Genomic DNA, 13,957 nt, shown 5'->3' with positions numbered 1-13,957 from the left:
AGGAAATTTTGACTAACACTGAATACTTTCATTAAGGAAGGAAGCCTTTATCCAGAACCGCCGCTACAATTCAAAAACTAGGGGTTAGAACAACGGTTGCACCATGGCACGCTCCATTTCACGCCTCAATAGATCCTAACCCCACCGCTTCCTTTACTTTGTTGAATTGGCCCTATGAATAATCAGCACTTTCCCCCCGCCCAAGGACTCTACGACCCGCAGTTTGAGCATGATGCCTGCGGCGTTGGGTTCATCGTCCAGATGAAGGGAAAGACTTCCCACGAGATTATTGAGCAGGGCCTGACTATTTTGTTGAACCTCGACCACCGCGGGGCCTGTGGCTGTGAGGCCAATACCGGTGATGGGGCTGGGATTTTAATGCAAGTTCCCCATCGTTTTTTAGAGAAAGCCACCGGTGCCGTGGGGATTGAGCTGCCCCAGCTTGGCCAGTATGGTGTGGGCAATCTCTATGGCTCCCCTGATCCTCAGGCCAGAATGGAAGCCCGTCGGCTCTTTGAGGGGGTAGTAGCGCAGGAAGGCCTGACCGTGTTGGGCTGGCGGGATATTCCCACGGATAATAGCTCCTTGGGGGCCACGGCCAGACAAAGTGAACCCTTTATGCAACAGGTGTTTATCGCTCGGCCCTCGGATTTAACGGATGATTTGGGCTTTGAACGTAAGCTTTTTGTGATTCGCAAATTGGCCCACAATGCCATTCGAGTTCCCCAGATTGATCGCTACTGGTACGTGGCCAGCCTTTCTGCCCGGACGCTGGTTTATAAGGGGATGCTGATGCCAGTCCAGGTAGGGCAATACTATCCCGAACTGCACGACCCAGACATGGAAAGCGCTCTGGCCCTGGTGCATTCTCGTTTTAGTACCAATACCTTTCCCAGCTGGGAACGCTCCCATCCCTACCGCTACATTGCCCACAACGGCGAGATTAATACCCTGCGGGGCAATATTAACTGGATGCAGGCCCGGCAATCCCTATTTGAATCGCCGCTCTTTGGAGCCGATATGCAGAAAGTCCAACCCGTGATTAATCGGGAGGGCAGTGATTCCACCATTTTTGACAATGCCCTAGAGCTTTTATACCTAGCCGGCCGGTCTCTGCCCCACGCAGTGATGATGATGATTCCCGAACCCTGGGCGGCCCACGAGTCGATGAGTCCTGAGAAAAAGGCTTTTTATCAATACCATTCCTGCCTAATGGAACCCTGGGATGGCCCGGCGTCCATTGCCTTCACCGATGGCCGTCGCATGGGGGCCGTCCTTGACCGTAATGGCCTGCGCCCTTCCCGTTACTACGTCACTAAGGATGATCTGGTGATCATGGCCTCGGAAGCTGGGGTCTTACCGATTGAGCCGGAGCGAGTCCTCGAAAAAGGCCGCCTCCAACCCGGCCGCATGTTCTTAGTGGATATGGATCAAGGCCGCATCATTGCCGACGAAGAAATTAAACAGGAGATTGTCAGCGCCCAACCCTACGCCCAGTGGGTTCAGGATAATCTACTATCTCTGGCCCAACTGCCGGCTCCTCCTACGGCCTCCGGCCCGGACTCTTCCTTGAGCCTCCTGCAACAACAACGGGCCTTTGGCTACACCTTTGAAGAACTGCGGCTGTTGTTGACCCCTATGGCCCGAGATGGGGTGGAAGCAGTGGGGTCCATGGGGGCCGATACCCCCCTAGCGGTTCTTTCCGATAAACCTAAATTACTCTATAACTATTTCCAACAACTCTTTGCCCAGGTCACGAACCCTCCCATTGATTCTATCCGGGAAGAAATTATTACCTCTCCCGAAACAACCATCGGCTCCGAAGGTAATTTGCTTGACCCCCAGCCCGAGAGTTGCCGCCTGATCGGCCTCAAGACCCCGATTCTCAGCAATGAAGACCTAGCCAAGCTCAAGGCCCTAGACCAAGACCATTTCAAAGCCATCACTCTGCCCATTTTATTTGACCCCCAAAGCGGAGCGGCGGGCCTTGAAGCGGCCCTTAACCAGTTATTTGCCCAAGCAGATCAGGCCATTGCCCAAGGTATTAATTTGATCATTTTGAGTGATCGCCAAGTCAATGCCGAGCAAGCGGCCATCCCGGCCCTGTTGGCTGTCGCTGGCCTGCACCACCACCTGATTCGTCAGGGAACCCGTACCCGCGCCGGTCTAATTCTAGAATCCGGGGAACCCAGGGAAGTGCATCACCATGCAGTACTCCTGGGTTACGGTTGCGGGGCCATTAATCCCTACCTCGTCTTTGATACCTTTGCGGGCATGATCGCCGATGGGTTATTACCGGGAGTAGAGCTAGAAAAAGCCTGTCAAAACTATATCAAGGCCGCCACCAAGGGGGTGATCAAGATCGCCTCCAAGATCGGTATTTCCACCATTCAGAGCTATCGCGGTGCCCAGATTTTCGAGGCGATTGGCCTGAATAAATCCGTGATTGACCAGTACTTTACCTGGACCGCTTCTCGTATCCAGGGGGCCGACCTCGGCGTCCTGACCGAAGAGGCCCTGCTACGTCATCACCATGCCTTTGCCCCGCGTCCTGGTGATACCCAGACCCTGGAGGTGGGCGGCGAATACCAGTGGCGCAAGGATGGAGAAGAGCACCTCTTTAACCCTGAGACCATCCATACCCTGCAACGGGCCGTGCGGGAGAATAACTACGACCTCTATAAAAAATACGCAGGCCTGGTCAACGAACAGAACCAAAAATTCTTTACCCTGCGAGGCCTGCTCGCCTTTAAACAACGGCAACCCATTCCTTTGGCAGAGGTCGAACCCGTTGAGGTGATCATGAAGCGCTTCAAAACCGGCGCCATGAGCTACGGCTCAATTTCCAAGGAGGCCCACGAGGCCCTGGCCATTGCCATGAATCGCATTGGCGGCAAATCCAACACGGGCGAAGGGGGCGAAGACCCAGAACGCTATACCTGGACCAATGAACAGGGAGACTCCAAAAATAGCGCTATCAAACAAGTAGCCTCGGGCCGCTTTGGAGTGACCAGTTTGTACCTCTCCCAGGCCAAGGAAATCCAGATCAAAATGGCCCAGGGGGCCAAACCGGGAGAAGGGGGCCAACTGCCGGGCAAAAAGGTCTATCCCTGGATTGCCAAGGTGCGTCACTCGACTCCTGGGGTGGGTTTGATTTCGCCACCGCCCCACCACGACATCTATTCCATTGAAGACCTGGCGGAACTGATCCACGACCTGAAAAATGCCAATCGAGCGGCCCGTATTAACGTCAAACTGGTCTCAGAAGTCGGGGTGGGAACCATTGCTACGGGGGTTGCCAAGGCCCATGCCGATGTCGTGCTGATTTCCGGCTATGACGGTGGCACCGGCGCTTCTCCCCAGACTTCGATTAAACACGCGGGCCTGCCCTGGGAGCTGGGCCTGGCAGAAACCCACCAAACCTTGGTACTGAACAATTTGCGTTCTCGGATCGTGGTCGAAACCGATGGTCAGATGAAAACCGGCCGGGATGTGGTGATCGGGGCCTTGCTAGGCGCAGAGGAATTTGGCTTTTCTACCGCTCCCCTGGTGTCCTTGGGCTGTATCATGATGCGGGCCTGCCACCTCAACACCTGTCCCGTAGGCATTGCCACCCAAAACCCTGAACTACGGGCCAAATTTACTGGCGACCCGGCCCATACCGTCAATTTCATGACCTTCATTGCCCAGGAAATGCGAGAAATTATGGCCCAACTCGGTTTCCGCAGCGTGGATGAAATGGTAGGTCGTACCGATGTCCTAGAGCCGAAACAGGCCATTGACCACTGGAAAGCCAAGGGCATTGACCTCTCAACGATTCTGCACCAGCCGGAAGTTGGCCCAGAAGTCGGTCGCTATTGTCAGATGCCTCAGGATCATGGCCTGGAAAAATCCCTAGATATGACGGTTCTTCTCGATTTGTGCCAACCGGCCATTGAAAAAGGAGAAAAAGTTACAGCGACTCTACCCATCAAAAACATTAACCGGGTCGTCGGCACCATTCTCGGCCATGAAATCACCAAGCGTCATTGGGAGGGCCTGCCCGAAGACACCATCCAACTCCATTTCCAAGGCAGTGCGGGCCAGAGCTTTGGGGCCTTTGTGCCCAAGGGCGTAACTCTCAAGCTGGAAGGCGATGCCAACGATTATCTCGGTAAGGGCCTGAGCGGTGGCAAACTGATCGTCTATCCGCCTCAAGAATCCACCTTTGTCGCCGCCGAAAATATCATTGCCGGCAACGTCGCCCTTTACGGGGCTACCAGTGGCGAGGCCTATATTTCCGGCATGGCCGGTGAACGTTTCTGTGTCCGCAATTCCGGTGTCAAGGCCGTGGTGGAAGCCGTGGGTGACCATGGTTGTGAGTATATGACTGGTGGCCAGGTCGTGATCCTAGGCCCGACGGGCCGTAACTTTGCGGCGGGCATGAGCGGTGGCGTGGCCTATATTCTGGACGAAAGCGGTGATTTTGCGAGTCGTTGTAATCCAGCGATGGTCGGGCTGGAAGCCCTAGAAGACCCAGAGGAAATTGCCGATCTGCGGGAATTGATCCAGAAGCACGTTGATTGCACCGCTAGTGTTAAAGGCAAAGCCGTACTAGACCATTGGGAGGCCAATCTTGCCAAGTTTGTGAAAGTCATGCCCCGAGATTATAAGCGGGTACTCCAGGCCATTAAAAAGGCCCTGGAAACCGGCCTAAGTGGGGATGAGGCCCTGAATGTGGCCTTTGAAGCCAATGCTCAGGACGTGGCTCGCATTGGGGGCAGTTAAATACAAGATTCAGGCTGGGGTCTCTTCGTGATACTCCGGCCTTATTCTGGGACAGGAGGCAATACAAAAAACAAAAGCCATATCTGGCGGTGGAACAGTTTATGACTAGTGCTCTCTATGACCAAGACTTTTATCCCTGGGCCCAGCACCAGGCCGAACTCCTAGCTCAAAAACAATTTGAACAATTGGACTTACAGCACCTGGTAGAGGAGATTCAAGATTTGGGTAATCGCCACTATGACCAGTTAGAATCACGTTTGACAGTACTAATTGCTCATTTGCTGAAGTGGCAAGTCCAGCACTGGAAACAAACCAATAGTTGGCGGGCTACGATTCGGGCCCAACGAACGGCCCTCGCCAAATTGCTAAGGCGGAATCCCGGCCTAAAATTTGCCCTATTCTGACGGTCAACACACCAAAAGAAACCTCTATAATTAAACCTAGCGAGGGATCTTCAGCTAAGTCTTAGGCGGGAGCCATGGAACCAGTTTTTAGTTCGTTGATAATCGCTTTTCTGGCCGTTTTTTGTAGTGGTCTCAAGGTAGACCGAGAATATGAAAGAGGGGTTATCTTTCGCCTGGGCCGCTTAAGTCGTCTTCAAGGGCCAGGCCTTTATTGGATCATGCCAGTCGTTGACCAAAAAATTAAAATTGATATTCGTACCAAAACCGTTGATATTGCCCCCCAGGAGACGGTTACAGCCGATAGTGTCACCATCAAGGTCAACGCGGTTCTCTACTATCGTATTTTAGACCCCTCTAAAGCCATCAATCGCGTCGAAGATTATCGTCTGGCGGTTTATCAGACTGCTATGACTACGCTCCGCAATGTCGTGGGCCAAAATATTCTCGATGATGTTTTGCAGAATCGCGACAAAATCAACCAAACCGTTCAGCAGATTGTGGATGAAATTACTGAACCCTGGGGCATTGAGATCGAACGGGTTGAAATGAAAGATGTGGAAATTCCTTCCTCCATGCAACGGGCCATGGCCAAGGAAGCCGAAGCGGTTCGAGAAAAACGGGCCAGATTAATCAAAGCGGCCGCTGAGAACGAAGCCTCGCAAAACCTAGCCGAAGCAGCGGAAACTATGGCAGCCAATCCCACCGCTTTGGAACTCCGACGATTACAAATGCTAACGGAAATCGGCACCGAAAATAATACCGCCACCATTATTATGATTCCCTCGGAATTGGTGACGGCATTTTCCCATCTCAAGTCAGAAAAATCTTGACCTATTTGCCAAAGCCCTTACCCCGTTTGGGAGAAGGAATGAGGAAACAGTGTTCAATTTGTTGCTTGAGTTGCTCATGGTTAAGGTTTTGACCAATGAGTACTAGTTGATTTTTCGGCTGGCCTTTCCAGTCATCATCTTCCAGACTAAAGCGTTTGCCACTGAGGTGGAAAATATGGCGCTTAGGACTTTCTTCAAACCAAAGAATGCCTTTGGCCCGAAAGACTGTGCTTGGCAGTTGATTATCAAGAAAATACTGAAACTTCCGAATCGAAAAGGGTTTATCACTTTCAATGGATAGGGAGGTGAAGCCGTCCATTTCTAGATGGTTATTGCCAGCGGTCGTAGAATGCCCGTGATCATGGTGACTATGGTCATGATGGTGATGCTCATGGTCATGGTTACACTCCGCTGTACACTCATGGTCGTGGTGATGATGCCCGTGATTATGGTGATCATGGGCATGATTTTCCGCTTTAGGTTGATAGTATTTATCCGATTCAAACAGGCCAACGCTGAGGATCAGGGGTAAGGGAACCTGGGCTTTCTGGGTGCGTAGAATTCTAGCAGATTCTTTCATATCCCGAATTCGGACTTCTAGGGCATCTACATCCGCTTCATCGACTAAATCCGTTTTATTGAGAACAATGATGTCACCATAGGTGATCTGACTCTGGGCTGCTTGGCTATTGAATAAATCTAGGCTGAAATTTTCACAATCTACCAAAGTAATGATGGAATCCAGACGGGTCATATCCCTTAACTCCGTTCCTAAAAAAGTTAGGGCAACGGGGAGTGGATCGGCGAGTCCTGTTGTTTCAACCACCAGGTAATCAACCTTTTCGGGCCGCTCTAGAACTTTGTAAACAGCGGCAATTAAATCTTCGTTAATCGTACAGCAGACACAGCCATTGCTGAGTTCAACCATGTCGTCTCCGGTGGCAATAATCAGCTCATTGTCGATGCCGATTTCACCAAATTCATTAACTAAAACAGCCGTCTTTAATCCCTGTTGATTGCTGAGAATATAGTTTAAAAGTGTTGTCTTGCCACTGCCTAAAAACCCGGTGATGATGGTGACGGGCAACCCGTGCTTAGGGGTGTGAAGAGGAGTGTCTACGGTTTGAGCAACAGTCTGCATAGGATCTAGCATTTTAGGTAAATGATCTCCATCCTATCAAAAATTTCCAATGACGCTTTCCCTGACCCCCCTACTCAGCACTCTTGAAATTGTCGCCATTATTCAACGCCTCGCCCAAGCAATTGACCAGGATTACAACAGCCAAAGCCTGACGGCAGTTGTTGTCCTAAAAGGGGCGGTATTCTTTGCCGCCGACCTCCTGCGGGCTCTGCAAACCCCTGTGGCCGGGATCGAGTTTGTGCAACTGGCCAGCTATGGCCCTCGAAAGCAAAGTTCCGGCACGGTGGTAACTATCCAGGCCCTGTCCGCAGAGCAAATTCTAGGTAAGCATCTGCTCGTGATCGAGGACATTATCGACACGGGACGCTCTCTGGCCCACCTGTTGGCTCAACTCCAGGCTCATCATCCCTGCTCCCTCAAGGTTTGCGTCCTACTGGACAAACCAAGTTGCCGTCAAGTGACGGTTCCCATCGACTACATTGGCCAGGCCATCCCCGATCGGTTTGTTGTGGGCTATGGTTTAGATTTTGATGAGCAATACCGCCAGTTACCGGCAATTTATACTTTGGCCTAGGCCCTGATCCAGGCGGCCGGTATCCCAAAACAGGCCTAATCATCCATTTGCCAGGGTTCGCGCAGGTTATTTTCATCAAAAATGCGTTTTGGACGCAGAACAACGATTACCTGGCCCAGAATAGTTTCTGCTAAAGGGGTTGCGGCCCAACGGATAGCCACTTGGCCATCCCCATCGATCACAAAATAGCTACTGTCATTCCAGTCGGTCTTGGCCCGGTCAACCACAACCAATACCAACTCCGATTGATGGCTGAGGGATTCTGCTACTTCACCACTTTGACAAAAAATCACCACGGGGTCAGTGGCCGTCAACACCGCTTGCCAACCGGGAATTGGGGCGAGGGCCCCAGTCCCTTCATAGGTAACTACTCCAAAGGGTTCCTCAGACTGGATGGGGGCCACTTGTTTCAGGGCCTCGGCCGTGAGGGGCAAGGTGCCTACGACAGGAACGAGGCGGGGTATCGCTTCATCCTGTTCCAATCGGTAGAGGGGAATCAGCGGGGCCTTGGCCGTAGGGGCCTGGGTCATATCCGTGAGTAGTTGTTCCACAGCAGCCCGGGCCGAGGCGGAATGGGCAAACTTGAGGCCCTTGGCGATCAGTCGGGTCCGTTCTCCGAGGTCTCGTTTCTGGCGGGCCAGTTTCCAGCACTGGTAAGCGAGGGCATCCCCAGGATGATGACTAAACCCCGTCGGTAATTGGGAAAGGTAGGCAAATTCTTGGAAGGCCCGGGCTAGTTCTTTGGCCCCGTCTGCTTCTAGTTTGTGATGTTGAGCCTCGATGGCCACCAATACCCGTTGTTCCTGGTTGAGAATCCGTAGCTCGTAGAGCACGTCACTTTTGGGGCCGAGGTAATAGGCCAAAACACTTTCCTCAACGGCCCCTTTTACCAGGCTGTCGTAGACTTGGGCGGCTACGATGATCAAGTTTTGTTGGACTTTCTGGAAACCCGTCTCTTCAAAAATCCGGTCGGCACTCAGGCCGGCCCGTTGCAGTTGCTGACAAGCATGGCCCCAATCGACCCAAGACCCTTGCTTATGGAGCAGGGCCTGGAATAGCGCGGCAGTCGCTTCATCGGATAGGGGAGCAGTGGGCGTTAAGGAAGCTTCATTCATGGGTAATGGGAGTTTTCAAGAGACTCGATAGGGGGAAGCCGTTCGCTAGGGGACAAGTTTGGGTTTCGGCCACCAGTTGGTCTAGATCCGCCTGCATCCGCGCCACCACCAAACGATAACAAGCATCAACGTAATCTCGGTCGTGGGCCGCCTGGATCCCGTAGCGTTCAAAGCAAATGGGTCGGCCAATACGAGTGTGCATGGTGAGGGGCAAGGGCCAGTGGGGCAGGGGGCCAAGGGCCAGGCCCCAGGGTAGACCGAGATAGACCGGAAAGACCACCGGATCAACCCCCAACAGCCAAGGCATGCCCAACTCGTGGAGGAATTTGACCTGTTCGTAACAGTCGGTCATCACAAAAAAGGTTTCGTGGGCGCCGACGGAAATGGCCGGGACAATGGGCACTCCCTCGCGCAGGGCCACTTTAATAAAGCCTTTACGGCCAGCAAAGTAAATCTGGTGACGCTGGCTAAAGGGCCGGTAAACATCTTGGGCTCCGCCAGGATACACCAAAACACTAGCCCCCTTGTGCAGGGCGGCCAGGGCCATTTTGGGATGGGCTTGGATGGCCCCGACCTTTACCGCCAGTTCCGCCAGACTGGGACTCATCTTCCAGACCGTGGGGTGCATCAGACCATAAATCGGCCGTTCCAGGCCCTGGTGTCGAAACCAGTCATAGATCATCATCACCATGTCGGGAGCGGTCAGGCCGCCATTGTGGGAGCCAACAAACAGCACTCGGCCCTCGGGAATATTCTCCCAGCCACCGGTCTGCACCCGGAAATAGTAACGATAGAACCATTCCCAGGCCGGCATCAGGGCCGCAATGGTTTCGGGGTCGCGCTCCGTTAAAGACCAGCCACTGTAGGGCACTGGATTTTTAGGCATCATGCTTGCTTCTAGCCGTTGAGGAGCGCTTCGACAAATTCGTAGCTGGAAAAGGGCCGGAGGTCTTCAATGCCTTCCCCAGCGCCAATAAAGCGAATCGGTAAGTTTAACTGCTTGGCAACGGCCAGGGCCACGCCTCCCTTGGCTGTACCATCGAGTTTGGTCAGAACCACGCCACTCAACTTAGCCGCCTCTGCGAAGACCTCGGCCTGACGCAGGCCATTTTGGCCCAAGGTCGCATCCAGTACCAGCAGGGATTCTACTTCGGCCTGGGGGGCTTTTTTATCGATAATGCGGCGAATCTTGGCTAATTCATCCATTAAATTCTTTTTATTTTGCAGACGGCCCGCCGTATCCACGAGTAATAAATTGATATTGCGGGATTGGGCCGCTGTAATGCCGTCAAAGACAACCGCCGCTGGATCGCTATTTTTACCCGGATTGGCAATTACCGTCACCCCGCTCCGTTCTCCCCATACCTTCACCTGTTCCACTGCCGCTGCCCGGAAAGTATCCGCTGCCGCAATTAAGCAGCTGTAGCCGGATTTTTGGGCCAGGTGGGCCAGTTTACCGATAGTCGTAGTTTTACCGGCCCCGTTAACCCCTGTCAGGAGCCAGATATTGAGACAATTGGGTTCGGGAACAAAGTCAATCTTGGTGAGGGTTTGCAGGGGCTGGTCTAAAATATTCCGCAGAATTTGCTTCAGAAATTCAATGGCCTGTTCCGGTGGCAGGGTTTCCTGGCGGAGTTTGTTTTGCAGAATTTCGATAATGTATTCCGTCGCTTCGACGCCCACATCGGCCTGGAGCAACAGGGCCTCAATTTCCTCGACGGCCTCTTCGTTGAGGGGGCCTTGGCCGACGACGGATTTAAGCTGATTAACCAGACTGCGCCGAGTCTTGCTCAGGCCCTGACGGAGTTTACTCAGCCAATTTATTTCCTCCTCGGAAACCTCCTGGGCAGAACGGCCCTGGGCCGCCAGCACCTTAGCCGACCACACAAAATCATCATCCAAACCAACGGCATCGGCATTTGCCAAGAGGGGCGCATCAATCGTGGCGGCCTCCACAGCGGTTTCCTTCAGTACCTCTAATCGGTCGGACTGCTGGAGCCAAGCCGGGCCCCTTGGGGTTGCGGTTTCCTCTGTAGGAATGGCGACTTCTGAGGGAGCGGCTTCTTCTAGACTTTCGGTTTCGGTAGGGGCTTCCTCCTGGGCCTTGCGTTCTTGAATGTTTTTATAGGCTTCCTTGGCCCAGGTTAGATAGGCGTCTGGCTCCGTGGCCGCCGCTGGGCTAGTCTCCTCCTCCGTTGGGCTGGGGGCCGCTGCTGGGGGCGGGGGAGCGGTATCGTTTTCGCTACTGGGAGCATTACCAAACTGGCGGCGGAACCAATTAAACATAGAATCTGACAGGGTGAGGTTACCCGGCGCCATCCAAAAGACCCTGTCACTCTAGTACAGGGATAAAACGCGGGGTAGATATACTGTAGAGTGTAGCGGATAGGGTATTCAAGCGCTCCAAAAACCCGGTCAAGCAGGGATAGAAGCCTTGAGCACAGGGTCGGGATAGAAAGGCATCACGGGAAGAAAAATCCTCTGCTCGCCAGCGGCTTTAGGAGGGCCATGGTAATCTAGGAGGCTAGTCTCCCCATGGAATGACGATGGGTACTGGTACCGCACTATGTTGTCTTCCCTTCATATTGAAAATTTTGCCCTCATCGACCGTCTAGATATTACCTTTCAGGCGGGGCTCAATGTTCTGACCGGCGAAACTGGGGCGGGTAAGTCCATCATCCTAGATGCGATTGATCTGGTGTTGGGCGGTAAGGCAACGGGCCAAGTCATTCGTCAAGGTTGTCAACGGGCCTTCCTGGAAGCGAGCTTTGATGTTTCTGAGTCTCTGTACCATTGGCTCCAAGAACGGGCCATTGAACCCCTAGAAGACCAAGACTTAGTCTGTAGTCGGGAATTAAGCTGGGTTGGGGATAGTCTCCGCTCCCGTTCCCGCGTCAATGGGGCCATTGTCAATCGTCAATTGCTCGGAGAATTGCGGGCCAAACTGGTGGAAATAACGGCCCAGGGCCAAACCGTCCAACTGATGGATAGTACGGTGCAACGTCAGCTTTTGGATTTGTACGGCGGATCCCCGCTATTTCAACAACGTCAGCAGGTTGAGGCAGCCTACCGGGCCTTTGCCCAAGCGGAGCAGGCCCTGGCGGAACGTCGTCAATCGGAGCAAAATCGTCTGCAACGGCTGGATCTGTTAGCCTACCAACGTCAGGAACTCCAGGGGGCGGCCTTGGTAGACTCCGATGAAGCTGAACACCTGGCCCAGGAACAGGAACGCTTATCCCATGTGGTCGAACTCCAGCAATTAAGTTACCAGGCCTATCAACTCTTGTACCAAAATGACCGGGGCGAAACGGCGGTAGCGGATCTTTTGGCCCAGGCCGAATCGATTTTGCAGGAAATGGGCCGCTACGATCCCCAGCTAGACGCCATCCTGACTATGGTGCAGGAGGCCTTGACCCAGGTGGTAGAAGCAGGACAACAGCTCAATACCTACGGTGACCGCTTGGAGGCTGACCCCCAGCGCTTAGGGGAGGTAGAAGAACGGGTTCAACTGCTCAAACGCCTCTGTCGTAAATACGGGCCCAGCTTAGTCGAGGTGATCAGCTACCGAGACCAGATCGAGCAGGAGTGGCTAGACCTGACCAGTGACCCCCAGTCCCTAGAGGCCCTAGAGCAGGCCTACGACCAAGCCCAGCAGGCCCTTGGCCGGGCCTGTCAGCAGTTAACGGCCCTGCGGCGAAAAACGGCCCAACAATTGGAAACCCAGTTGGTAAAGGAACTCAAACCCCTGGCCATGGAAAAAGTGATGTTTGCTTGTCACTTCAGTGCCATTACCCCCACCGCTCACGGGGCCGACCTGGTCGTTTTTTACTTTAGTCCCAATCCTGGCGAAAAGATGCAACCCTTGGCCGCCACGGCATCGGGGGGAGAAATGAGTCGTTTTTTACTGGCCCTGAAGGCCTGTTTTAGCGCCACGGTCCCCCAGCAAACTCTGGTTTTTGATGAAATTGATGTCGGGGTTTCCGGGAAGGTGGCCCAGGCCATTGCCGATAAACTCCACCAGTTGAGCCAGAGCCAACAGGTACTGTGTGTGACTCACCAGCCCTTAGTCGCCGCCTTAGCCGATGTCCACTTCCGGGTGGATAAAACCCTATTGGAAGCGGCCCCATCAGAGAGTGCTATTGACCTGGCCTCGGAACTACGTACCGTCGTTCGGATTACGGCCCTTGATAGTCCCCAGGGCCGCCAGGAAGAATTAGCCCAACTCGCCGGGGGCCATTCCGCCCAGGAGGCCCTCAGCTTTGCGGCCTCGTTACTCAAAAAAGCTACGGCCCGTCGCAAGATGTCTAGTCTATCGCCTTAATCCCTAGGGGACGAAAATGATAAACCTCGGTAATGGCCTGTACCCAGCCTGCCGCTAAGGAGGACAGGAGTTGCTCCCCTTTTTCAACAGTGGCCGTGGTTGCATCGCCGATCACACCACTCCGGCTAATTTCGCGGGTTAACCAGGCAAAGGGCAGTTGGCCCTCTAGACTTAACAGGCCCTCGGGCAGGCCCTGGGGATATTCTTTAACTAACTGCTCAGAATCAACCTGGTGGGGCAGGAGGGCCATCATCAGACTGGTTTCTGCATCTCCCGCATGGATGCCTTGCGCTAGCTCCAGGGGGGAAAGCCGTTGGGCCGCACAGTGGGGGACTTGCCAAGTAAAGAAGGGGAAAATTTGAAAATCCGGATATTTTTGGTGCAGATCCCGCGCTGCAATCTCCAACACCTGGGGCTGGCCACCGTGGGAGTTCATTAAAATCCACTTGCGAAAACCCGATTGGTAGAGACTGTCGGCAATATCTCCCAGGATAGCCAGGAGTGTTGACGCCGAGAGGGTGATGGTGCCAGGAAAGCCGTGGTGTTCGTTAGATTTACCATAGTACAACAGGGGAAGCGCGTAGGCCGGAATATCGGGGGCTAACTGGGCCAGGGCCTGACCAAGGACACCACCACTAATGGCCGCATCAACGATTAAAGGAAGGTGGGGGCCGTGCTGTTCAATGGCTCCAATGGGTTGAATGATCACCGTATTGGCCTTATCGGGCAAATTTTGAACCCTTGGCCAGGTTAGGTAGGCAAAGTAACGCTCTGGGGGAATAAAACCGTGAAACATGGTCAAGAC

Annotated in this window: 10 protein-coding genes; 5 read left to right on the top strand and 5 right to left on the bottom strand. The window is 53.6% G+C overall.

Features of this window, described 5'->3' with window-relative positions:
* The first annotated feature begins 174 nt into the window (after positions 1-174).
* The 3 genes from gltB to ABXS88_RS01165 all read left to right on the top strand — a co-directional run bounded on the left by gltB (position 175) and on the right by ABXS88_RS01165 (position 6,001).
* The gene (gene gltB, locus ABXS88_RS01175) at positions 175-4,767 is read left to right on the top strand and encodes a glutamate synthase large subunit (protein ID WP_353673375.1); all 4,593 of its coding nucleotides are present in this window, start codon (positions 175-177) and stop codon (positions 4,765-4,767) included.
* Positions 4,768-4,868: 101 nt separating this feature from the next.
* Positions 4,869-5,171: a DUF29 domain-containing protein gene (locus ABXS88_RS01170; protein WP_353673374.1), complete on the top strand. Its 303-nt coding sequence runs from the start codon at positions 4,869-4,871 to the stop codon at positions 5,169-5,171.
* Between the two features lie 74 nt (positions 5,172-5,245).
* The gene (locus tag ABXS88_RS01165; RefSeq protein WP_353673373.1) at positions 5,246-6,001 is read left to right on the top strand and encodes a slipin family protein; all 756 of its coding nucleotides are present in this window, start codon (positions 5,246-5,248) and stop codon (positions 5,999-6,001) included.
* Between the two features lies 1 nt (position 6,002).
* Here ABXS88_RS01165 and ABXS88_RS01160 read toward each other — a convergent pair whose 3' ends face one another.
* Positions 6,003-7,142 carry a GTP-binding protein gene (locus tag ABXS88_RS01160; RefSeq protein WP_353673372.1) on the bottom strand — a complete coding sequence of 380 codons (1,140 nt, stop codon included), beginning with the start codon at positions 7,140-7,142 and terminating at the stop codon, positions 6,003-6,005.
* Positions 7,143-7,191: 49 nt separating this feature from the next.
* Between ABXS88_RS01160 and hpt the strand changes: the two genes are divergently transcribed.
* Positions 7,192-7,716 (top strand): hypoxanthine phosphoribosyltransferase, encoded by a 525-nt coding sequence (gene hpt, locus ABXS88_RS01155; protein WP_353673371.1) that lies wholly within the window; start codon positions 7,192-7,194, stop codon positions 7,714-7,716.
* A gap of 35 nt (positions 7,717-7,751) precedes the next feature.
* On the opposite strand, the gene ABXS88_RS01150 is transcribed toward hpt, so the two are convergent.
* The 3 genes from ABXS88_RS01150 to ftsY are packed head-to-tail and all read right to left on the bottom strand — an operon-like array spanning position 7,752 to position 11,117.
* Positions 7,752-8,831: a RuBisCO accumulation factor 1 gene (locus ABXS88_RS01150; protein ID WP_353673370.1), complete on the bottom strand. Its 1,080-nt coding sequence runs from the start codon at positions 8,829-8,831 to the stop codon at positions 7,752-7,754.
* Positions 8,824-9,720 (bottom strand): lysophospholipid acyltransferase family protein, encoded by an 897-nt coding sequence (locus ABXS88_RS01145; RefSeq protein ID WP_353673369.1) that lies wholly within the window; start codon positions 9,718-9,720, stop codon positions 8,824-8,826. The genes ABXS88_RS01150 and ABXS88_RS01145 overlap by 8 nt, the downstream gene beginning before the upstream one ends.
* Before the next feature lie 8 nt (positions 9,721-9,728).
* Positions 9,729-11,117, bottom strand: coding sequence for a signal recognition particle-docking protein FtsY (gene ftsY / locus ABXS88_RS01140; protein WP_353673368.1), 1,389 nt, complete (start codon positions 11,115-11,117; stop codon positions 9,729-9,731).
* A gap of 280 nt (positions 11,118-11,397) precedes the next feature.
* Between ftsY and recN the strand changes: the two genes are divergently transcribed.
* Positions 11,398-13,152, top strand: coding sequence for a DNA repair protein RecN (gene recN / locus ABXS88_RS01135; protein ID WP_353673367.1), 1,755 nt, complete (start codon positions 11,398-11,400; stop codon positions 13,150-13,152).
* Here recN and ABXS88_RS01130 read toward each other — a convergent pair.
* Positions 13,136-13,948, bottom strand: a complete 813-nt coding sequence (locus tag ABXS88_RS01130) for a creatininase family protein (RefSeq protein WP_353673366.1) — start codon at positions 13,946-13,948, stop codon at positions 13,136-13,138. The two genes, recN and ABXS88_RS01130, sit on opposite strands and share 17 nt — an antisense overlap.
* Between the last annotated feature and the right edge of the window lie 9 nt (positions 13,949-13,957).

It is taken from the genome of Synechocystis sp. LKSZ1, assembly GCF_040436315.1.
Classification (GTDB): Bacteria; Cyanobacteriota; Cyanobacteriia; order Cyanobacteriales; family Microcystaceae; genus Synechocystis.
Note: the sequence above shows the minus strand (reverse complement) of the source record. Positions and strands in the feature narration are given on the sequence as shown.